Here is a 21,355-nt window from a genome sequence, read left to right on the forward strand (position 1 = left end):
TCAGCGTCGACGGCCAGTCGGGGATAGATATTATCGGCCCGTATCAGGGCGGCGGAGGTGGATGCTGCTACGGAGTGCCCTCACAGTGGCGTCCTGATATGAAAGTAAGAGTCGACTGGGAAACCGGTGCAGGAGATATGGATGGCTTTCCTGGCTATGACAAATGGGATGAGTATTTAGCCTGGGAAAAGAAAATGAAGGCACTGAATAGGCAGCACAGCAAGGTTGTTCCTGTACCTGACTATACGGGGCAAAAAACTTGTGGGATTACGGTGCATTTTATGCCCTGCGATGAAGTAAAAGTTACAACTAGCTGTTCAGACTATGGTTACCCGGACTACCCAATAAAAGAGCCTATTAAGATGCCGGAGCCGAAAGTCTGCCCCAAATAACTGGTTACGTATATTTCCCCCTCCAGTGGCAACGCGTTTGCGCCAGATCGAATAAAGGAATATCCAATGAAATTAACACACAGCGTCACGTTACTTGCTGTGCTGCTGCTTGCGGGGTGTAGCCAGCCTGGTGCAAAGGCACAACCCCGGAGCGGCGGCGGTGGAACCATTGAGGCGATTAACCATACCAAATGGGCTATTAACCATTTCAGCGTCGATGGTCAATCAGGAATAGACGTCATTGGGCCTTACCAGGGCGGCGGTGGGGGCTGTTGTTACGGTGTACCCACAACGTGGAGGCCGGATATTGCAGTACGCATTGAGTGGGAAAGAGGAGAGGCTTCCACTAAAGGGTTTCCTGGATTTTCCGATTCGGCCAAATACTTGGCTTGGGAAAAGAAAATGACAGCTAATAATCGTCAATTCATCAAAATAGTACCTCTGCCAGACTACACGGGGCAAAAGACTTGTGGGATTACGGTGCATTTTATGCCCTGTGATGAAGTAAAAGTCACAACTAGCTGTGCAGATTATGGTTACCCGGACTACCCAATAAAAGAGCCTATTAAGATGCCGGAGCCGAAAGACTGCCCTAAATAACGGGTTAACTGTATTTCCCCTTCCAGGAACACCACGTTTACGCAAGATCGAATAAAGGAATATCCAATGAAATTTACACACAGCATCATATTACTTGCTGTGCTGCTGCTTGCGGGGTGTAGCCAGCCTGGTGCACAGGCACAACCCCGGAGCGGTGGCGGTGGAACCATTAAGGCTTTCAACCATACCAAATGGGCGATTAACCACTTCAGCGTCGACGGCCAGTCGGGAATCGATATTATCGGCCCGTATCAGGGCGGCGGTGGCGGATGCTGCTACAGGGTGCTCTCACAGTGGCGTCCCGATATGAAAGTAAGAATCGACTGGGAAACCGGTGCAGGTGATATGGATGGTTTTCCTGGCTATGACAATTGGGATGAGTATTTAGTCTGGGAAAAGAAAATGAAGGCACTGAATAGGCAACACAGCAAGGTTGTCCCTGTGCCCGACTACACGGGACAAGAAACCTGTGGGATCACGGTGCATTTTATGCCCTGTGATGAAGTAAAAGTTACGACCAGCTGCGTGCTTTATGGTAACCCAGGCCACCCCATTCATGAGTCTATTAAAATGCCTGAGCCGAAAGTCTGCCCCAAATAACGGGTTGCCTGTATTTCTCTCTTAAGTAATAACTCGTTTTTGTCAGGTCAAATAAAGGAATATCTAATGAAATTAACACACAGCTTCATGTTACTTGCCGTGCTGCTGCTTGCGGGCTGTAGCCAGCCTGATGCACAGGCACAACTCCGGAGCGGCGGTGGTGGAACCATTGAGGCGATTAACCATACCAAATGGGCCATTAACCATTTCAGCGTCGACGGCCAGTCGGGGATAGATATTATCGGCCCGTATCAGGGCGGCGGTGGCGGATGCTGCTACGGGGTGCCCTCGCAGTGGCATCCAGATATGAAGGTAAGAGTTGACTGGGATACTGGTGCAGGTGATATGGATGGCTTTCCTGGCTTTGCAGATAGGGAAAAATACAACGCTTGGCGTAAGAAAATGAAGGCACTGAATAAGCAACACAGTAAGGTTGTTCCTGTGCCTGACTATACAGGGCTAAAAACTTGTGGGATTACGGTGCATTTTATGCCCTGCGATGAAGTAAAAGTCACAACTAGCTGTGCAGATTATGGTTACCCGGACTACCCAATAAAAGAGCCGATTAAGATGCCGGAGCCGACAGTCTGCTCAAAATAACAAGTTACCTGTATTTCTCTCTTTAGTAATACCTCATTCTCGTAAGATCAAATAAAGGAATATCTAATGAAATTAACACACAGCGTCATATTACTTGCTGTGCTGCTGCTTACGGGCTGTAGCCAGCCTGATGCAAAGGCACAACCCCGGAGCGGCGGCGGTGGAACCATTGAGGCGATTAACCATACCAAATGGGCGATTAACCATTTTAGCGTCGACGGTCAGTCGGGAATAGATATTATCGGCCCGTATCAGGGCGGCGGCGGCGGATGCTGCTATGGGGTGCCCTCACAGTGGCGTCCTGATATGAAAGTAAGAGTCGACTGGGAAACCGGAGTTGGGGGCTCTGAGGGGTTCCCTGGATTTGGAGATGATGCCAAATATCTGGCCTGGGAAAAGAAAATGAAGGCACTGAATAGGCAACACAGCAAGGTTGTTCCGTTGCCTGACTATACGGGGCAAAAGACTTGTGGGATTACGGTGCATTTTATGCCCTGTGATGAAGTAAAAGTGACCACCAGTTGTTCAGATTATGGTTACCCGGACTACCCGATAAAAGAACCGATCAAGATGCCGGAGCCGAAAGTATGTCCGAAATAATATCCTCTAACGCATGGTATCCGCCCGCTTTTCCGGCGCAAGGACGATTGCCGACCCAAGAAGCTCTGGTGGGGAAACATTGTGCTAAGCAGGATGAGAAGGAGTTAGAACATCGGCAGAAGCTATGCCTCGCCGCCCAACGCCGTGTAGAACCTCCCTGCTGTAAGACTTTGCATATCAGCCTGTTTTTTGATGGCACCGGAAATAATTTGAATAATGATTTGTTTATAGCCCGGGAAGAACAGCGTAAAAATAAAACGGCAGTTCCGCATCCAACTAATATTGCTCGCCTATTTCGCGCAACTATTGGTCAGGGCCACGCAGGTGGCCTGGGTAATAAAGAGACTGAGCTGCTCGATGCCAGTGGCAGCAGCGAAGATAAATATTATAAATATTACATTCCCGGCGTTGGAACCCCTTTCCCTGAGGTCATGGATCTGGATTTCAGTACGTCGGGGCTAGCAATGGCGAAATACGGTGAAGAAAGGATCAACTGGGGTCTGCTAAGACTGATTGATGCGCTGAGGCGAACAATGGGTAAGGGTAAGATGACAGATGAAGAATGCTGGGATGCGGTACAAAAGATGGGCACTTTCGCTGTGTTGTTTGGGCTTACCGGTAGTGCTAACCGCTATGAAACGTTTCAGGATTTGCTGACAAAGATGTCGGCTGACCTACAAAAAGCATTAATGCCCATAGCGCCAGATAAGCCGAAACTGCTGGGAATTAAGCTCTATGTATATGGTTTTTCTCGCGGGGCGGCCGCTGCCCGAACCTTTGTTAACTGGCTTTGCGAGCTGTTACCTAAACCTGAAGAAGGGAAGGATAAACCCGAACAGTGTCTGGCCGTTGGTGATCTAAAAATTCCGATAAGCGTCGAGTTTTTGGGGTTGTTAGATACCGTAGCTTCAGTTGGCGTGGCGCATGTGGCCCCACTCGCTGAGGGGCATATGGGGTGGGCCGATGGCACGCAAGAATTGCCGAATGATAAAACCTATGGTGGGCTAATTAAAAAGTGTATCCACTTAGTTTCCTCACATGAACAGCGGTTGTGCTTCCCATTAGATTCGATTTGTCGTGAGGATGGTAAGTATCCCCCTTACAGCCGGGAGGTGATTTATCCAGGAATGCACTCTGATTTAGGCGGAGGATATCCGCCGGGAGATCAAGGAAAAGGTAATGGAGACAATGATGGTTACTTATTATCGCAAATAGCTTTACATGATATGTATTCTTCTGCTTTTGAATCTGGAGCTCCCTTAAAAGTAGCTCAAAATAGCTTACCTAAAGAGTTGAAGGGCCATAGCTGGAGAATAATGGACGTTGATGTAATTTCGGAATTTTATGTTTCAACGGAATTAATCAACCGCTTCAACGCCTGGCGAGAGCTCACCCTTAATTTGCCTGCACCCAAGGATCCCATTCCCCCTGAGCAGGCTGCAACATACGAACCTATTCCTGCCCGCTCCAGTCTAGAAAAAGAGCTCGAAGATCAGATGGGCTGGATCACTGCATGGCGCATTAACCGTTATGCCGAAGGCAACTATAAAACGCAGCGTTTTTACGTTGACTCTGCTGCAAACGGTTTGGACAAAGACAGCGATCCCCTGGTCAGAAAGCAATCGGAAGATGCCAGGGATAAGGTTCAGAAAGACGTTGAGAAAGAACGCCAAAAACTAAAGGCAGGAAAATCAAAAGACAGTGATTTTGTTCTCTATCCCCAAGGGCCAAAAGATTTTGATGCCGCTCTCGGGCAGACGCAGTTGCGGGAGGCTGCGGAAGAGTTCAGAGAGGACTATCACGGCCTTTCCCGGACGGCTAGCAGCGATAGCTGGATCTTTAACGGTATGGACGCACTGAGTAACGCCATTTTCCTGCTGAACAATGACAACGAGTACGGCGAGTGGTTAAAAATGAAAACCCTCGTTGACGAGCGTAAAGCTCTGCTTTTCCCTGCCGCCGGAGAGGCGAGTAATGCAACACAGCCTGGCGGGCTGGTGCGAGCGCTTTTTGACGATCAGGTCCACGATTCACGCGCCTGGTTTATGCACAACACATTTGGCGCCCGCGAACCCTGGGGCAGCTATTTTCTCTATCGCATGATCTATTTTGGTGGCAGATGCAGTAAGCCAATGTCTCCATTAATGATTGCAGGTGCGGTGGTCGGCGCTGCGACACTCGCAGGGGGCGTTGCCATCATCATTAAACAAAAAGGCGCGAAAGGGAAACTCGGGGGGCTTGCCGGGATGATGGGGGCTTTCTATCTGGAAACCCAGGCAATCGACCTGCTTTCAGGTAAACCTCTGCCGATGCTGGCGAATGCGGCACTGTTACAAGCTCCGACGCTGGAGCCGGGTAAGGTCGTCGCTCAGCAAACGCAGCGGGTAAATGAACAGCGACTGGCACTGGCGAAATCGGCGATTAATTCCAGTTGGGCAGACACGCTTAAGTCGACCATAACCGCATAAAACAAGGAAGGCGAGGTAGATGAAACAGGTTATCCGCGAAGGCGATACCTTACGGGAGTATGGCGGTAAGGTTATGGGCGGGCACTATCTTTGCTTTGGCAAAGGCATAGCCTGCAAAGGCGATCCGGTGAAGTGCAACAAACACGGCATGACGGTTATCAGTGAAGGGAGTGCCTTAACGGAAGTGGACGGGCAGCCCGTAGCCCTGCACGGCCACCGATGTGCATGTGGTTGTACGCTGGTCAGTTCTTTCCCCGATGTTGGAATTGAGCAGTGAGAGCGTTGCCAGAATATCCCCCTTATCGGGAAGTGCGCCCCCCTAATGCCAGGCGCTGGCTATCGATGGGCGCACTGCTGGTAATGCTGGGTGGAGGCGGCATGGCGTTGTTTCATTCCGCTGATAGGGGAACAGGGATGGCGGTCTGGGGAATGATTGGGGCGGTGATTGTAATAGGCGGGCTATGGCTTCTTCGACTGCTTTATTACCGGGTCTCTGCCCATAACGCCAGGCTTTACGACCAGCTTGTTGAACAGCAACGTCAGGAATGGTGGAAACAACATCAGCAACATTTTTCCTTAAGTGAAGTGGTATTGCTCGGCCCGGTCGGAACAGATATTGGACACTGGCTACGTTTACTCAGACGTGAGCATCGACTTCCTGAAGTGAAATATGAAGCTAGCGGAAAAGCACTACGTACCGCGCGTACGATGCAGGGAACGGCTGATGAACGTGAGGTTCAACTGGCAAAAATGCTGGCACTGCAATGGCAAGCCCAAAGAGTAAAGTCCTCCCTTCCTCTTTTAGAACAATGCTACTGGCAGGGTTCTTTGCTGTCATGGCAAGCATTTTGTGAACAAGTACAGGCTACGTTCCCAGACTTCGCTTTACCTGACGTGCCGCTCGTGTGGCGAGGAGAAGCAAGTCTCTCAGCTCTTGCTGCTGAATCCAGCACATTAACAGCAGATAGCGCAATTCTGGTTGCCGGTTGCCAGTCGCTGACCGCGTCGTTTAGCGATGTCCAGCCTGCTGGTGAGTCTGCGGCGTTGTGGCTTGTGAGAAAGGAGGGGCCGGTCTGCCTGGCTCGGGGAGAGTTTTATAACATCAACGAGCAAGGATCGCTCTCTGACGTCAGTAAGCGGGCATTAAAGCAAAGCAATATCGACGATGCGCCAGAAACGTGCATTCTTTTTTCGCAGCCGGAATTACCGGAGCTGGCACAAAGCGGCTGGAATGTGGTTCACCATATTCAGGATATCAACTGGGGCAATCCCGGTGAGATGGAGATGTTAATCACGTTAAGCCTGGCTGCCCTGTATGCACATCATTATCAAGAACCCTGCGGCTGGATAGCCAAAGACACATTACATACTCTCGCACTTGGGATCGTAAAACCTTATGGTGAAGGAAAATAAACCCGCTGAATTTTCTGTGGCATCTACAGCGGTGTTGTTTATTGCTACTGTAACGCTGCTCGTGGTTTTAGGCGGGCTGGTTTGGTGGTACTGGAGAGAAGATCTTTCCACGGAATGGACCGTGCTCCGTCAGCTTATGTTGGTCTGTTTTATCATTTGGGGAATTTCACTCAGCACGTTAGTACTAGGCTTTATTGCGTTTCGTTTGATGATTCGGGATAAAGTATTTCGTGAACCTTCTCCGGCGCGTATCGCAAAGAAAAAATCATCTCATCTGCCTTTTGTCTCTGACATTAAAAAACATCTGCGCCAGCGCTACAGCTTGTTGTGGAGCCGCAAAGTGCGTCTGCTTTTGGTCACGGGGGATGAAAATAATATTGAGCAACTTCTTCCAGGCCTTCAGCGGCAGCTGTGGCTTGAAGGCGACCGTACCGTATTGATCTACGGTGGTAGCCTGGCATCGGAAGTAGAAAGCGACAAATATTCAGCCCTGCGCAAACTGCGCCGCAGCCGCCCGCTGGATGGCATTATTCGCGTACTTGGCGAAGAGCAAACGCTCACTCCGCAATTGAGCGACAGTGATCTGCGCGGGCTGGAGAAAATCAGCGAAGCGTTGCGTTACTCTGCCCCTGTGTGGCTATGGCAGCTGTGTGGTAATGAATGGTCGCAGGAAGGCCGTGAGCCGCAGTCCGTCGGGATCTCGTTGCCGCTGCGGGCGATCCCGGAAGATGTGGAAAAACAGCTGACTAAACTGCTGCCGCAGCTCCGTGAACAGGGTATTGCCCAGATTGCTGAAGCACGCCACTACGATTTCCTCCTCCGTCTTGCTCAGCGGCTCGAACAGGGGGAGAGCAAGCTCTGGGCATCTCGTCTTATGCCGTGGCTGTACAGTTCACAGCGTAATATCCCGTTGCGAGGGCTGGTATTTAGTCAACTCAATGAACCAGAATCCGTTAACAAAGACGGCCAGTCTCCTCAACGTATTGATTTGCCAGCACACAACCACGCCCTGATCCTCCCGCGAACCTGGCAGGGGATTATCGACGATTGCACCCGGATTCGCGGCCGTCGTGTGGGAATGGCGTGGGAACAGACTTTGGCGTGGGCCGTCATGGTGATGCTGGGTGTCTGGGGCGGCGGACTGCTGCTCTCCTTTGCCCTGAATTACCACCAGATGACCTCTGTCGCAAGCAAAGCGCGTTCTCTGGTCGAGCATCCTTCTGTTTCAGATTATCAGCTGACGTCGCTTTACGAGCTGCGTAACGATGCCGGGCTTTTGCTGCACTATATAAAGGACGGCACGCCGTGGTATCAGCGCTTTGGGCTTGACCACAATCAGGCGCTGCTCGGGGCGATGCTGCCCTGGTATGGCAAGGCGAATAACAGGCTGATACGCGATCCGGCTAATGCGGCACTGGTTCAAAAACTGACGGCGCTGATTAACTCTGCGCCTAACAGCGACCAGCGAGTGCAGCTTGCAAAACCGGGTTATGACCAGCTCAAGGCCTGGCTGATGATGTCTCGTCCGGATAAAACGGACAGCGCTTTCTACTCGCAAACGATGAAAGCCGTACAGCCTGCTCACATGGGGATTTCAAGCGGGTTGTGGCAGATCCTTGCGCCGGATTTATGGGCGTTTTATATCGATATGTTGCCCGAACAGCCGCAGTGGAAAATTAATCCCGATGCTGCTCTGGTCAGTCAGAGTCGTCAGGTACTGTTGCAGCAGATCGGTCGTCGCAACGCCGAAGGGACGCTGTACGAAAACATGCTCAGATCAGTACGCCGGAACTTTGCCGATGTGACGCTGGAAGACATGACGAGCAATACGGATGCCCGTCGCCTGTTCTCCACGGAGGAAGTGGTCCCGGGAATGTTTACCCGTCAGGCGTGGGAAGGCGGAATTCAGCAGGCCATTGAGAAGGCGGCAAATTCCCGACGCGACGAGATTGACTGGGTGCTGAGCGACAGCCGTAAGGCGGTTTCGGCTGATATGTCGCCGGAAGCGCTGAAAGAACGTCTGACCCAGCGCTACTTCACCGATTTTGCCGGTAGCTGGCTTAACTTCCTCAACAGCCTTCACTGGAATCCGACCAGCAATATCGCCGATGTGACCGACCAGTTAACCCTGATGAGCGATGTTCGTCAGTCGCCGCTGATTGCCTTAATGAATACGCTGGCGTGGCAGGGACAGACCGGTCAGAAGCGTGAGGGGCTGTCCGATTCGATCATCAAGTCGGCAAAAGATTTGATGGGTAATAAAGAGAAACCGGCCATTGACCAGAGTGCGGCAGGGCCTCAGGGACCTCTGGATGACACCTTCGGACCCTTGCTGACGCTGATGGGAAAAAACAACGCCGGAAACGTGATGTCTGCTGACAGCACGCTGAGTCTGCAAACGTATCTGACCAGAATCACCCGCGTGCGTCTGCGTCTTCAGCAGGTGGCCAGCGCGTCAGATCCGCAGGAGATGATGCAAACCCTGGCTCAAACTGTCTTCCAGGGTAAGAGCGTAGATTTAACCGATACCCAGCAATACGGGAGCCTTGTGGCGGCCAGTCTGGGAGAAGAGTGGAGCGGTTTCGGTAATACGATGTTCGTTCAGCCCCTGACCCAGGCATGGGAAACGGTGCTTCAGCCATCCGCAGCCAGCCTCAATGACAGGTGGAGTCGTTCGGTGGTGGGAAACTGGCGTACCGCTTTTGACGGTCGCTTCCCGTTTGCGGCCAGTAAGAGCGATGCATCATTACCGATGCTGGCGGAGTTTATCCGTAAAGACACGGGGCGCATTGACCGCTTCCTGGCGACGGAACTCAGCGGTGTGCTGCACAAAGAGGGAAGCCAGTGGGTACCGGATAACGCGCATAGCCAGGGGCTGACGTTTAATCCCGCCTTCCTCAAAGCCGTTAATCAGCTAAGCCTGCTGTCAGATATCCTCTTTACCGATGGCAGCCAGGGGATCAGCTTTGAGCTTCAGGCCCGTCCGGCATCGCAAGTTGTCGAAACGCAGCTGACGATAGATGGACAGAAGCTTCACTATTTCAACCAGATGGCAGACTGGCAGTCCTTCCGCTGGCCAGGTGAAACCTACAAACCAGGAACGATGTTGACCTGGACTTCAACCAACGCAGGAGCTCGTCTTTACGGTGATTACACCGGTACCTGGGGCTTTATCCGCTGGCTGGAGAAGGGAAAACGTCAGCAGCTCGATCGTAGTCAGTGGATGATGAGCTACACCGCCCCGGACGGAAGTACGCTGCAATGGGTACTGCGTTCCCAGTTAGGCAATGGTCCACTGGCGCTGCTGGCACTGAGAAACTTTAAGCTGCCAGAGCAGATTTTTAGCGTGGATCCTACAGTGGCTGCACAGGCTATTTCAGGCAACGACAACTTTGCCATGGATGGAGAAGAATAATGGCTTTACTACAAAATTTACTCCACAGCTGTGGCGTTGACGAAAATACGTTGATGGATCGGGCGCGGGAGCGAAGCGCAGACTGGGAGCGCTGGCTGTCGCCCGTCAACAGTAGCGCGCCGGTAGGTGAAGATCCGGGATACGATGATGATTTCCAGCGCATTCGCGAAGAGGTTAATAAGCTCTCCGGGATTGATACCGCGCTGATTTGCCAGCTGGCAGAAAAACTGCTGACGAGCACCAGTAAAGATCTGCGCGTGGTCACCTTTTATGCCTGGGCCCGTCTGCATCAGGACGGGGAAACCGGGCTGGCCGAGGGGCTGGAACTGCTTGCCGCAATGTTAGAACGTTTTGGAAGCCAGCTTCATCCTCTGCGTGCCCGCAGCTGTAAAACAGCGCTGGAGTGGCTGGGTAGCAGCCGTGTGACGGATAGCCTGTCTCTTTATCCCGAAGTGGATATGGCTGTGATGCAACGCATCACGGGATCGCTACTGCTCGCTGAAAAATGCTTCCAGACGCTCGATCCGCAGGCCCGTCCTGAGCTTGCCGGGCTGTATCGCGCGCTTGATCTGAGGCTGGTGCAGAGCGGGGGGGCGAACAGCCTGGTGCCGCAGACCAGCCGTGAGGACAACCCATCTTCATCTACAGCGTCCTCTTCTGCGCCCGTCATGAACACCGTCACGTCCGGGCGCGATTTGCTCGATCAGACAAAAGTGCTGGCAAAATATCTGCGCGATCAGCCTGGTGGCTGGCTGGCGGGGCATCATCTTTTAAAAAGCGTCCGCTGGGATACGTTAACAGAGCTGCCGCCGCTGGATGCTTCCGGGCGTACCCGGCTGGTGCCCCCGAAGCCTGATAACAAAGCCCATCTGAAGCGGCTTTATCTGCAAAACAGCTGGTCAGAACTGCTTGAGCATACTGACATGTTGATGGCGCAGGGCGTGAACCATCTGTGGCTGGATGTGCAGTGGTATACGTGGCAGGCGCTGACCCGTCTGGATCCCGATACCGTGCGCGCTGACATTATCTGCCGCGATCTTAAAGGGCTACTGGCCCGCCTGCCGGGGCTTCAGACGCTGGCATTCAACGATGGCACGCCTTTCGCTGATGAAGTCACAACGAACTGGATTAACGAAAAGGTGCTGGATGATGTTCACGGCTGGCAGAGCGAGCCGGTTGCCGTAAATGCATCTTCAGGTGATGAAATACTGATGCTGGAGCCGGAAGTTCTCGCCAAAGCAGACAGCGAAGGGATCGACGCAGCGATTGGCTGGCTGCAAACTCGTCCGGGCTTTACTTCCCCCCGCGACAGATGGTTAATGCGCCTGCTGATGGCCCGCGTCACCGAGCAATACGGCAAGAATGACATGGCGCTGTATCTGCTGAGCGAGCTCGACGGCAGCGCCCGCACGCTTACGCTTGAACAGTGGACACCAGAGCTGATGTTTGAAGTCAAAGCCCGGCGCCTGAAGCTGTTGCGGACAAAAGCGAGCCGCAGCGAGGCCGATAAAACGCGTTTGCAGCCTGAAATGGAGTCATTGCTGTCAGGGCTGATTTCTTTGGATGCAGCACGAGCGGTAGTTCTTTGCAGTTGATAACACATAGGGTTGTAGAGGTAATTTGATGAGCATTCAAAGAAGCTTATGCTAATGCTTGAGACAAAAATCCGACCTTTCCTTGCTATTATTATTATTTTCGGTTTGTCTGCTCTGTGTATTTATCTTGGGTGGAATGTCTTTTATTCGTATTTCTCTTTTGCGAATAACATTGTGTTTTCATGGCTGGCAATAGCATTGATTGCTTTGCCAGTTGTGATGTTTTTGCCACTTTGCTATTTCATTCTGTTTCTTTGCAAAGACAAGGAATTTGCTTTCAAAAAAATGGATTGTTATATCTCTTATTTCAAGTGGGTTTGTATTGCAATAATTGTATTTGGAGTGCTGTTTTCCTTGCTGTATCCACAGGAACTGGTTCGCAAGGGGTATGTGCGTTGCAATGGAATTCCTTCGGGTTGGACGCCAGGAACAGCAACCCGATACGTTAAAGATCCCTCTCAGTGTATTAAGAATTGAGGCGTGTTCACGATTAGTCCTACGTTATCATTATAAGCATTTTCATTTTAACTGAATTCTTTTAAAACTTATTCAATGTGGATAACTACCTCGATCTTATTACGAAATTCACTAATGAATGTTTGAATCGTTTATGCGCGATGAAACCCGCCTTCTTTTCACCGATTAAACGTAAAAATTAACTAAACAGAAACTATTATGGACGATTTAACCCTGCGTTATTACGACGCTGAAATGCGCTACCTGCTCGAAGCCGGTGAAGAATTTGCCCGAGCACATCCTGAGCAGGCTGCAATGCTCAACCTTGATAAGGCGGGCGCGCGCGACCCGTATGTGGAACGCCTGTTTGAGGGATTCGCCTTCCTGATGGGGCGACTGCGTGAAAAGCTCGACGACGATCTGCCTGAACTGACGGAAGGATTGGTCAGCCTGCTATGGCCGCACTATCTGCGAACCATTCCATCTATGTCGGTGGTGGAATTCACCCCTGACTGGCGCGAGATGAAAGAGCCGATGTGCGTCAGCAAGGGTTTTGAGGTGGTTTCACGACCAATTGGCGAAAAAGCGACGCGTTGTCGTTACAGCACCACGAAAGAGATTAACCTTCAGCCGCTCGCACTTGAGCATGTCCGTTTAACCACCGATCCCGATGGCCGTTCTGTGGTGTCGCTACGTTTTAACTGTAGCGATCTGGCCGACTGGAGTCGTATCGATCTCAGCTGCATTCCGCTTTATTTCAATGCGGATGCGCCGCTGGCTTGCGCCATGCACGAAGCCTTTACCATGAATGTCGCCAGAGTGTGGTTACGTATGCCGGGCGACACGGACAGAAGGCCGCTTGACGGGCATTTTACCGCCATGGGCTTTGGTGACAACGAAGGTTTATGGCCGAAGGGGGACAGCAGTTTCAGCGGCTATCAATTGCTGCTTGAGTACTTTACCTTCCGCGAAAAATTCATGTTTACCGGGCTGCGGGGTCTGGAGAAGGTTGCTTTCCCCGCGCAGCTTCAGTGGTTTGAAATCGACGTCGTCCTTGAAGAGCGCTGGGAGCATGACTTCAGCTTTAACGAAAAACATCTGCGTCTGAACTGTGTGCCGGTTATCAATCTGTTCCCGCTGGAGTCCGATCCGCTGACGCTGAACTCGTTGCAGACGGAATACATGCTGCGTCCGATGCGCGTGCAGGATGGTCATACCGAGATCTATGCCGTGGATTCTGTGATGTCGTCCAGCCAGCATGTCTATGTTCCGTTCTCAAGTTTCCGCCATAAAGGCGGAATGATGCGGCACGAAGCGCCGGAATATTACTACCACACGCGCGTTCGTCGTGGCCCGTCCGGTCTGTATAACACCTGGCTGATTCTGGGAGGGGAGGGGTTTGACAACCATACGGTGCCACCCGATGAAAGCCTGTCCCTGACGCTTACCGGAACAAATGGCCAGCTCCCTCGTCGCGCATTGCAAAGTACCGTGCTGGATACGGTGATGAAAACCACATCCGCCAGTATTGCGGTGCGAAACCTCTGTGCGCCAACGTTGCCATGCTATCCGCCGGATCAGGATCGTTTTCACTGGCGAGTGCTGAGCCATCTTGGCAGCGGTTTTCTTTCGATGATGGATAACGCAGAGGTCCTGCGCGGCACGCTGGCCCTGTACGAATGGACGCACAGCGAGATGAACCGCCGTCGGCTGGAAGCCATTATCGATGTGAAACACGGTGAAACAGAGCGATTCGAGCAGGGATATCTGGTGCGGGGCGTGCAGATTGAAGTGACGCTTGATAGCCATGGTTTTGCCGGACGAGGGGACATTTGTCTGTTTGGCGAAATGCTGAGTCGCTTCTTCGCACTCTATACCGATATCTACCTGTTTAACCGACTGATTATTATCCTGCAACCAACCGGAGAGCGCCTCGAATGGGAAGAGAAGCACAATCGTCGTATTCCCGGTTAACGCCACGGCTGGAAGCCGATCTTCATCGGATCAACTTCTATCGGTTCTGTCAGCTGCTGGAGAAGCGGCAGCCCGGTAAGCCGCATTTAGGATCGACAAGTCATCCTTCAGACGATCCCGTACGCTTTTGTCCGCATCCTGGTATGGGGTTTCCGGGGAGCGAACTCAGAGCGGTGGAATACGATGAAGAGGATGAGAATAAACCACCCGTTATTCGTACAACCTTTATGGGCATGTACGGCGTCGATTCTCCGCTCCCGACCGCCTATCTGGATGACATCACCCAGCGCAGGGAAGGGCACGAGGCGCTACAGGGCTTTCTCGATATCTTCAGCCACCGCATTCTGACGCAGTTTTACCGTATCTGGCGCAAATACTCTTATCCGGCTTCGTTTGAAGCAGGGGGGACGGATACGATCTCCCAGTCCCTGTTAGGGCTGGTGGGGTTGGGTATCCCGGGAACGGCAAATCACATCGCTACGCCGGTTTCGCGCTTTCTTGCTCTGCTGGGCGTGTTACGCCAGCCCGCCAAAACTCAGGAAGGGGTACAGGCACTGGTGAGTTTGCTGGCACCCCACACGCAAGTGCGGGTGAGTCCTTACTGTTTGCGTCCAATCGAAATCAGCCAGCCGCTGGGCTTTTATGGCGATAAGGACTTTTTGCTCGACGGCAATACTCCTCTGGGCGATGAGGCGATGGATGCCAACAGTCAGCTGCTGATCGCGCTGACGACGGATAACGAACAAGAAGCTGAAGGCTGGAAGCCCGATGGTCTGCTCTACCAGGACTTTCTGGTCATGCTGCGGGTTTATCTGGGCTGGCGATTTAAGGCCCGAATCACGCTGACGATCGGTACGCGTTTGCTGAAAGCGCCTCCGCTTGGTGAAGGTCCGTTCTGGCTGGGAATGAACGGCGTGCTGGGGGCTGAAGGGGATGTACTCCCGGACGATATCCCACGAACCTTTACCACGGAGCTGGGTAATTATTCAGGATTGCAGCCTGCTAAATCACAACAAGGAAATCGATGTGTTGCATATAAGTTTGACTAAGACCTCCCGCTGGCTGCTGCCTCTGCTGGTAGTAAACATGACAGGTTGCGGGCTGACGCAAAGCGTTACGGATGGAACGAAATCCGCTTTCAACTCTGTTTTTTATAAGAAAATTAAGATCCTGCATTTAGATTTTACGGCGCGTGAAGAGTTGAATACCGATGCGCGGGAAAACAATTCGTTGTCTGAGCCGGTCGTGGTGCGGATTTACCAGCTGAAGGATCGTAAGGATTTCGACAAAACCGTTTATCAGCAGCTGCTCAAAGAGGGGGAAACTCTGCTGAAAAACGATCTGCTGGCCAGCCGCGATGTGGTGGTGAAGCCAGGCGGTGACGTCAGCCTTGATGTGCCAATGGAAGCCGATGCGCAATTTGTCGCTATCGTGGGACTGTTCCGCCATCCCGATATGGATAACAACAGCTGGAGGCTGGTGATTGAGCGTGAAGAACTCGATCCGGACAAACCACGCATTATCGAAGCGGGAAGAAACCACCTGATATTACAACCGGTTAAGGAAGACTAATGCCGCAGGGACACAATACCCCCTCGCTGTATGAAATGCTTTCGGGCAATTTCTCCGGCGGTCTCGACCTTCATCAGATCAACGAAAAAAACCAGGTGATCCTCTCCGTGCTCGACAACATGCAGCGGATCCTCAACTGTCGCGCCGGTACGCTGGCACATCTGCCTGATTACGGTCTGCCGGATATGACCCGCATCCTTCAGGGGATGCCCGGTACGGCTCACCAGCTGATGAGCACCTTTTCGGATGTGCTGCTGAAATACGAGCCGCGCCTGAAAAGCATCAAGGTGATTTTGCTGGAACAGCTGCAACCGGGCGAGCTTCGCTATGCCATTGATGCCGAACTCAAAGGTGTCGGGCTGGTGCGCTACGGTACCGAGTTTATGCCTGAGGGACGCGTCCTGCTTCGCCATCTTAAGCAGCAGCAGTATCTCGACCACAATTCCCAACTCTAAGCCGTGCCCTTTTTCTTCAGGACGTTAATGAACACATGTCAGCAAAATCGCAATTCCTTAAAAAACTCCAGTCTCGTCAACCTTCTGCGGGAGCTTTCAAAAATAAAAGTGAAGCCGATATCGCGGCATTTCGGCTGCGAATGGGGCAGCTTCAGGAAAAAATGACCGGCTGGCTGGTCGACACGGGAGTGACGACGGATAGCTTTTCAGTGTCCCTCGCCGACCTGCTGGTGCCCGGCGGGGCCTTTGACATGCCGGGCATCGTACTTCGCTTTGAAGGCAGAGCCGTGAAGTTTACCCCACTATTTTTATACGGTCATGGCGTGACCGGGTGCGTTGAAATAGCGCTCTGCGCGGAAGGCAAAAACACGCCGCTTGGCCGTCTGTTTATGTGCTCGGGTGAATTGTCAGAATGGACCTGCCGCCTTGCAGGGCCTGAATCTCAGCGTCAAAACGTATTCGATGAAGAGGCTTTTTTCAGCGTTGTGGAAGGCCTGCTCCCTTAGCGGATTAAGGAAAAATCCATGAGTAATCATCTCAAAACCGGTGGCGACCCGAGGGCGCTGCCGGACTATGCAGTGCTGCGCGACGAGCTGGCGAAGTTGTCCCATCCGGCGCGTCCCGATGTTGACTGGCAAAGCGTTGAAAAGCTGAGCCTGTCTCTGTTTCGTCAAAACGGCATTGAGCTTCAGACCCTGACCTGGTACACCCTCGCCAGAACCCGTATCGCAGGTCTGGCGGGGCTAAACGAAGGGCTTGCCCTGCTGGAAGCATTGATGGTGAACCAGTGGGGAGCATTGTGGCCTCAGGCGGTTCACGCCAGAATGGAGATCCTCTCCGGGTTCAGCCATCGTCTGCAATCAGTGCTGCGCACGCTGACCCTTCACTATGCCGATCTCCAGCAGGTTTACGAGGCGGAGCGTCATCTGGATGCGCTGCGTGACGTGCTTGCGCGACTTGAGTTGAAAAATGCCAGCCAGATAAACGAGTTATGCTCGTTTATGCATAACGCGGTAACGCGGCTGGAAAACATGAGCGATAACCAGAACGACAGCCCTGCTGTTGTTCTGCCTGCGTCGTCGGTGCGCGCTGAACCTCTGGTTTATGTTGCGCGTGAGGAACCGCCCGCACCGCGCGTGGTGCCGCAATCTCCGCAAGCCCATGCCAGGCCCTGGAAGGCATTTTTGGGTGGAATGCTGACCATGCTGGCGGTAAGCGCCGCCGGGCTGTGGGGCTGGCAGCATTTCGAACCGACGCCCGAACTTCCTGTTCCGGCTATCTCAAATGAGGCGTCCTTAACCGCGCTGAGCCAGCTTCCACCCCTATGGCGTCAGGAATATGGCTTTGTCCTGGCCGCCAGAGGGGAGCCAACAGAGTCAGATAAGCTGAAAGCGCAGTGGCAGCAGTACATCACTGGCAATGCGTTGCCTCAAGAGGCGCTTGGCGGCTGGCATCAGGGAATGGAAGGGCTACAGGAGCTGACCCGTCGCCTGAATGCGCTGGACGAGCGCAAAGGTAAATACCTGACCGGCTCTGAGCTGAAGTCGATGGTCTTCACCATCATGCAGGATTTTGGTCGCGCGGTTCCCGTTGAGGAGCAGCTTTATCAGCTGAGTCAGGCTGAAAACGGAGCACCGCTGTCACCTGCGTTATTGATGCAGACGGATATCTATCTGAACCAGCTGTTGAACCGGTATATGTTGATTCGGCAGGATAAATTGCATTGATATAAGCGGGGGGCTTTTGCCCCAAAAGCAAAAACCCGCCACGAGGGCGGGTTCTTTAAATAGTGGTGCCCGGACTCGGAATCGAACCAAGGACACGGGGATTTTCAATCCCCTGCTCTACCGACTGAGCTATCCGGGCAACGGGGCGCATTAAACCCGATTCGCCGTTTGTCGTCAACGAAATTTGTTGTTTTCGTTACAGACTGCACACTCTCTCACCACCTCGACGGAAACTTAAGCGAAAAAATGCGTCCAGAGCGCTGAAAGCGGCATGGCGAGCAGCAGGGCGGGCAGCATATTCACCACCGCGAACATCTTAATGCCACAAATTCGCAGCCCGGTTGCGAGCAGCAGCAAACCCCCGACGGCGGTGAAATCGGCCATCATGGCGGGAGTTGTTAGCGGCAGAATCAGCGTTGCGCAGGTGGCGAGCGCCAGCTGGATGAGCAGCATCGGAACGCTGATTGCAGCTACGGCGACACCGAGGGTGGTGGCAAAAATGGTGGCGGTAAAGAAATCCAGAAATGCCTTGGCAATCAATATGCTGGGGTCGCCGGTCATCCCTTCCTGCATTGAACCAAAAATCCCCGTGCCGCTGGCGCAAAAAAGAATAATTATCGCGACGTAGTTCTGAATAAAGGTTTCGTGCGAGCCGTTTTTCGCCTTGCCGGGACGCGCTATCAGGTTCTTCGCTCTCCCCACCGCGCTGTTAATCCCTTTCTCCAGATAGCAAAACTCACCAATTAACGCGCCGAGCAGCGTCGCCAGCACCATCACCGGCAGGTTGGCGCATTTAATCACCAGCAAAATACCGATGCCTAAGGATGCCAGACCAAAAATGGAGGGCATGGACGAGCGGATGCGTTCCGGTAAGCGCTGGCTGAGTACTGCGCCAAGCACCCCGCCCAGCAAAACGGCACCTGCGTTTATAAATGGCCCGATAACCACGGTAAGCTCCTGTTATTTAATCACTGATATTGCATTATTATGGCATGACATCCGTGCTAAATGGTCAGCTTTGTACGAATGAATGCATAAAGATTGCTTGTTGCACCCCAAAATAAAAGGTGACATGATTGCGCGAATTTTCTCCTTTTCTGATACGGAGCCGCCAACAATGCCACTGTTCACCGCTGCGCAACGGCCTGTCCGTATCGTCCCACGCTCTCCCTGTCTTACCGTGCGGTGAGGCTAACGCTGGCTCATTGCAGGACAACAGTAAAACCAGACGCGTTCTGATTTTACTGATGTCTGGCGGTCGGAGCTGATTCCGAACAGACGCGTTCACGGGGCAGGGGATTTCCTCTGTCCGGGGCCTTTTCTCCCCTGAAACGGGTATTTGCGCTTATGAAATCCTTGAAAATTGCCGTCAGCCGCGAGCTGGTCGCCACTGTGTCTACGCACCGCGAAAAGGTGACGCTGGACAATACTGACTTTACCGACGTGGCGGCAGTCGTCATGACGGTCGCTGAGAGCCGCAGCGGCATCCTCGCGTTACTGAAACGTACGGGCTTTCAGCTGCCGGTCTTTATGTTCTCGCAAGAGCAGACGGATGTTCCTGATGGTGTCACGGGCGTGATATCAGGTAAAGCGCAGGAGTTCCTGGAACTGGAAACCGCCGCCTGCCAGTACGAAGAGAACCTCCTGCCGCCGTTTTTTGACACCCTGAGTCAGTACGTGGCGATGAATAACAGCACCTTTGCCTGTCCGGGGCACCAGCACGGCGCGTTTTTCAGGAAACATCCCGCGGGCCGTCAGTTCTATGATTTCTTCGGTGAGAACGTTTTTCGCGCCGATATGTGCAACGCCGACGTCAAGCTTGGGGACTTACTGATCCACGAAGGTTCAGCCAAACACGCGCAGAAGTTCGCGGCCAAAGTCTTTAACGCCGATAAAACCTACTTCGTGCTTAACGGGACGTCCGCCGCCAATAAAGTCGTCACCAACGCGCTGCTGACCCGTGGCGATCTGGTGCTCTTTGACCGCAACAACCATAAATCCAACCACCACGGGGCGTTGATCCAGGCGGGCGCGACGCCGGTCTATCTTGAGGCGGCGCGCAATCCCTTTGGCTTTATCGGCGGTATTGACGAGCACTGCTTCGACGAGGACTATCTGCGCACTCTGATCCGCGACGTTGCGCCGGAAAAAGCGCACGAGGCACGTCCGTTCCGCCTGGCGGTGATCCAGCTCGGCACCTACGACGGCACGATTTACAACGCCCGTCAGGTGGTGGACAAAATTGGCCACCTCTGCGACTACATCCTCTTTGACTCGGCGTGGGTAGGCTACGAGCAGTTCATTCCGATGATGGCGGACAGCTCGCCGCTGCTGCTGGAACTTACCGAAAACGATCCGGGCATTTTCGTGACCCAATCGGTGCACAAGCAGCAGGCCGGGTTCTCGCAAACGTCGCAGATCCATAAAAAAGATAACCACATTCGCGGTCAGGCGCGTTTTTGCCCGCATAAGCGGCTGAACAACGCCTTTATGCTGCACGCGTCGACCAGCCCGTTCTATCCGCTGTTTGCCGCGCTCGACGTGAACGCCAAAATCCATGAAGGGGAAAGCGGACGCCGGCTTTGGGCCGAGTGCGTCGAGCTGGGCATTGAGGCGCGTAAAGCGATCATTGCCAACTGCCACATGATCAAACCCTTTATTCCGCCGATGGTGGCGGGGCGTCCGTGGCAGGATCACGCGACGTCCACCATCGCCAGCGAGCGTCGCTTCTTCAGCTTTGAGCCGGGCGCGAAGTGGCATGGCTTTGAGGGCTATGCCAGCGAGCAGTATTTTGTCGACCCGTGCAAGCTGCTGCTGACCACGCCGGGTATCGATGCTGAAACCGGGAACTACACCGACTTTGGCATTCCGGCGACCATCCTTGCGCACTACCTGCGTGAAAACGGCATCGTGCCGGAGAAGTGCGATCTCAACTCCATTCTGTTCCTGCTGACGCCGGCGGAAAGCGCCGAGAAGATGGCGCAGCTGGTGGCGATGCTCGGCCAGTTTGAACAGCACATTGAGGATGACACCCCGCTTGCTGACGTGCTGCCGACCATCTACCAGAAATACCCGGTGCGCTATCGCGATTACACGCTGCGCGAGCTGTGTCAGGAGATGCACGACCTGTACGTCAGTTTCAACGTCAAGGATCTGCAAAAAGCGATGTTCCGCAAAGAGAGCCTGCCTGCCGTGGTGATGAACCCGCAGGACGCGAATCAGGCCTACATTCGCGGCAACGTTGAACTGGTGCGCATTCGTGATGCCGAAGGGCGAATCGCCGCCGAAGGCGCGCTGCCGTACCCGCCGGGCGTGCTGTGCGTTGTGCCGGGTGAAGTCTGGGGCGGGGCGGTGCAGCGTTACTTCCTGGCGCTGGAAGAGGGCGTTAACCTGCTGCCGGGCTTTTCGCCTGAGCTGCAAGGGGTCTATAGCGAGAAAGATGCGGACGGAATCAAACGGCTGTATGGATATGTGCTGAAATAACGTGT

Annotated in this window: 19 protein-coding genes and 1 tRNA gene; 18 read left to right on the top strand and 2 right to left on the bottom strand. The window is 53.2% G+C overall.

Features of this window, described 5'->3' with window-relative positions; genetic code table 11:
• The 17 genes from ACSVHP_RS07325 to ACSVHP_RS07405 all read left to right on the top strand — a co-directional run.
• Window positions 1-392: DUF3304 domain-containing protein (locus ACSVHP_RS07325; RefSeq protein ID WP_447551461.1), on the top strand; the 392-nt coding region annotated here is incomplete at its 5' end.
• Window positions 393-458: 66 nt separating this feature from the next.
• A complete protein-coding gene (locus tag ACSVHP_RS07330) occupies window positions 459-992 on the top strand; it encodes a DUF3304 domain-containing protein (RefSeq protein ID WP_447551462.1) in 534 nt (177 codons plus the stop codon).
• 66 nt (window positions 993-1,058) lie between these two features.
• Window positions 1,059-1,592, top strand: a complete 534-nt coding sequence (locus tag ACSVHP_RS07335) for a DUF3304 domain-containing protein (RefSeq protein ID WP_447551463.1) — start codon at window positions 1,059-1,061, stop codon at window positions 1,590-1,592.
• A gap of 66 nt (window positions 1,593-1,658) precedes the next feature.
• Entirely contained in the window at window positions 1,659-2,192 is a 534-nt protein-coding gene (locus tag ACSVHP_RS07340; RefSeq protein ID WP_447551464.1) for a DUF3304 domain-containing protein, read from the top strand.
• Window positions 2,193-2,258: 66 nt separating this feature from the next.
• A complete protein-coding gene (locus ACSVHP_RS07345; protein ID WP_447551465.1) occupies window positions 2,259-2,792 on the top strand; it encodes a DUF3304 domain-containing protein in 534 nt (177 codons plus the stop codon).
• Window positions 2,780-5,260, top strand: coding sequence for a T6SS phospholipase effector Tle1-like catalytic domain-containing protein (locus ACSVHP_RS07350; RefSeq protein WP_447551466.1), 2,481 nt, complete (start codon window positions 2,780-2,782; stop codon window positions 5,258-5,260). The genes ACSVHP_RS07345 and ACSVHP_RS07350 overlap by 13 nt, the downstream gene beginning before the upstream one ends.
• Window positions 5,261-5,279: 19 nt before the next feature.
• The gene (locus tag ACSVHP_RS07355) at window positions 5,280-5,537 is read left to right on the top strand and encodes a PAAR domain-containing protein (protein WP_447551467.1); all 258 of its coding nucleotides are present in this window, start codon (window positions 5,280-5,282) and stop codon (window positions 5,535-5,537) included.
• A 65-nt stretch (window positions 5,538-5,602) separates the two neighbouring features.
• Complete coding sequence (locus ACSVHP_RS07360) at window positions 5,603-6,673, top strand: hypothetical protein (protein ID WP_447551468.1); 1,071 nt, start codon at window positions 5,603-5,605, stop codon at window positions 6,671-6,673.
• The gene (locus tag ACSVHP_RS07365) at window positions 6,657-10,088 is read left to right on the top strand and encodes an ImcF-related family protein (RefSeq protein ID WP_447551469.1); all 3,432 of its coding nucleotides are present in this window, start codon (window positions 6,657-6,659) and stop codon (window positions 10,086-10,088) included. Before ACSVHP_RS07360 ends, ACSVHP_RS07365 begins: the two co-directional genes overlap by 17 nt.
• A complete protein-coding gene (gene tssA, locus ACSVHP_RS07370) occupies window positions 10,088-11,683 on the top strand; it encodes a type VI secretion system protein TssA (protein WP_447551470.1) in 1,596 nt (531 codons plus the stop codon). The genes ACSVHP_RS07365 and tssA overlap by 1 nt, the downstream gene beginning before the upstream one ends.
• A gap of 54 nt (window positions 11,684-11,737) precedes the next feature.
• Window positions 11,738-12,160 (top strand): DUF1240 domain-containing protein, encoded by a 423-nt coding sequence (locus ACSVHP_RS07375; protein ID WP_447551471.1) that lies wholly within the window; start codon window positions 11,738-11,740, stop codon window positions 12,158-12,160.
• A 198-nt stretch (window positions 12,161-12,358) separates the two neighbouring features.
• A complete protein-coding gene (gene tssF, locus ACSVHP_RS07380; protein ID WP_447551473.1) occupies window positions 12,359-14,113 on the top strand; it encodes a type VI secretion system baseplate subunit TssF in 1,755 nt (584 codons plus the stop codon).
• Window positions 14,077-15,162 (top strand): type VI secretion system baseplate subunit TssG, encoded by a 1,086-nt coding sequence (gene tssG / locus ACSVHP_RS07385; protein WP_447551475.1) that lies wholly within the window; start codon window positions 14,077-14,079, stop codon window positions 15,160-15,162. The genes tssF and tssG overlap by 37 nt, the downstream gene beginning before the upstream one ends.
• Window positions 15,140-15,685: a type VI secretion system lipoprotein TssJ gene (gene tssJ / locus ACSVHP_RS07390; protein WP_447551476.1), complete on the top strand. Its 546-nt coding sequence runs from the start codon at window positions 15,140-15,142 to the stop codon at window positions 15,683-15,685. Before tssG ends, tssJ begins: the two co-directional genes overlap by 23 nt.
• Window positions 15,685-16,140: a type VI secretion system baseplate subunit TssE gene (tssE, locus tag ACSVHP_RS07395; protein ID WP_447551477.1), complete on the top strand. Its 456-nt coding sequence runs from the start codon at window positions 15,685-15,687 to the stop codon at window positions 16,138-16,140. Before tssJ ends, tssE begins: the two co-directional genes overlap by 1 nt.
• 35 nt (window positions 16,141-16,175) lie before the next feature.
• On the top strand, window positions 16,176-16,646 hold the full coding sequence (locus ACSVHP_RS07400; RefSeq protein WP_447551478.1) for a hypothetical protein: 471 nt from the start codon (window positions 16,176-16,178) through the stop codon (window positions 16,644-16,646).
• A gap of 18 nt (window positions 16,647-16,664) precedes the next feature.
• Window positions 16,665-17,867, top strand: a complete 1,203-nt coding sequence (locus ACSVHP_RS07405; RefSeq protein ID WP_447551480.1) for a VasL domain-containing protein — start codon at window positions 16,665-16,667, stop codon at window positions 17,865-17,867.
• A gap of 63 nt (window positions 17,868-17,930) precedes the next feature.
• Here ACSVHP_RS07405 and ACSVHP_RS07410 read toward each other — a convergent pair.
• Window positions 17,931-18,006 (bottom strand) — tRNA-Phe (locus ACSVHP_RS07410).
• A gap of 95 nt (window positions 18,007-18,101) precedes the next feature.
• Window positions 18,102-18,815: a DUF554 domain-containing protein gene (locus tag ACSVHP_RS07415; protein ID WP_234675624.1), complete on the bottom strand. Its 714-nt coding sequence runs from the start codon at window positions 18,813-18,815 to the stop codon at window positions 18,102-18,104.
• A 399-nt stretch (window positions 18,816-19,214) separates the two neighbouring features.
• On the opposite strand from ACSVHP_RS07415, the gene ACSVHP_RS07420 reads away from it, so the two are divergent.
• Window positions 19,215-21,350, top strand: coding sequence for an ornithine decarboxylase (locus tag ACSVHP_RS07420; RefSeq protein WP_447551481.1), 2,136 nt, complete (start codon window positions 19,215-19,217; stop codon window positions 21,348-21,350).
• Window positions 21,351-21,355 lie beyond the last annotated feature (5 nt).

It is taken from the genome of Enterobacter sp. 186315 (assembly GCF_053290175.1).

Coding starts and splice junctions, on each gene's coding strand:
- ACSVHP_RS07330 (WP_447551462.1), top strand. CDS start 459: ATGAAATTAACACACAGCGTCACGTTACTTGCTGTGCTGCTGCTTGCG.
- ACSVHP_RS07335 (WP_447551463.1), top strand. CDS start 1,059: ATGAAATTTACACACAGCATCATATTACTTGCTGTGCTGCTGCTTGCG.
- ACSVHP_RS07340 (WP_447551464.1), top strand. CDS start 1,659: ATGAAATTAACACACAGCTTCATGTTACTTGCCGTGCTGCTGCTTGCG.
- ACSVHP_RS07345 (WP_447551465.1), top strand. CDS start 2,259: ATGAAATTAACACACAGCGTCATATTACTTGCTGTGCTGCTGCTTACG.
- ACSVHP_RS07350 (WP_447551466.1), top strand. CDS start 2,780: ATGTCCGAAATAATATCCTCTAACGCATGGTATCCGCCCGCTTTTCCG.
- ACSVHP_RS07355 (WP_447551467.1), top strand. CDS start 5,280: ATGAAACAGGTTATCCGCGAAGGCGATACCTTACGGGAGTATGGCGGT.
- ACSVHP_RS07360 (WP_447551468.1), top strand. CDS start 5,603: ATGGGCGCACTGCTGGTAATGCTGGGTGGAGGCGGCATGGCGTTGTTT.
- ACSVHP_RS07365 (WP_447551469.1), top strand. CDS start 6,657: ATGGTGAAGGAAAATAAACCCGCTGAATTTTCTGTGGCATCTACAGCG.
- tssA (WP_447551470.1), top strand. CDS start 10,088: ATGGCTTTACTACAAAATTTACTCCACAGCTGTGGCGTTGACGAAAAT.
- ACSVHP_RS07375 (WP_447551471.1), top strand. CDS start 11,738: ATGCTTGAGACAAAAATCCGACCTTTCCTTGCTATTATTATTATTTTC.
- tssF (WP_447551473.1), top strand. CDS start 12,359: ATGGACGATTTAACCCTGCGTTATTACGACGCTGAAATGCGCTACCTG.
- tssG (WP_447551475.1), top strand. CDS start 14,077: ATGGGAAGAGAAGCACAATCGTCGTATTCCCGGTTAACGCCACGGCTG.
- tssE (WP_447551477.1), top strand. CDS start 15,685: ATGCCGCAGGGACACAATACCCCCTCGCTGTATGAAATGCTTTCGGGC.
- ACSVHP_RS07400 (WP_447551478.1), top strand. CDS start 16,176: ATGTCAGCAAAATCGCAATTCCTTAAAAAACTCCAGTCTCGTCAACCT.
- ACSVHP_RS07405 (WP_447551480.1), top strand. CDS start 16,665: ATGAGTAATCATCTCAAAACCGGTGGCGACCCGAGGGCGCTGCCGGAC.
- ACSVHP_RS07420 (WP_447551481.1), top strand. CDS start 19,215: ATGAAATCCTTGAAAATTGCCGTCAGCCGCGAGCTGGTCGCCACTGTG.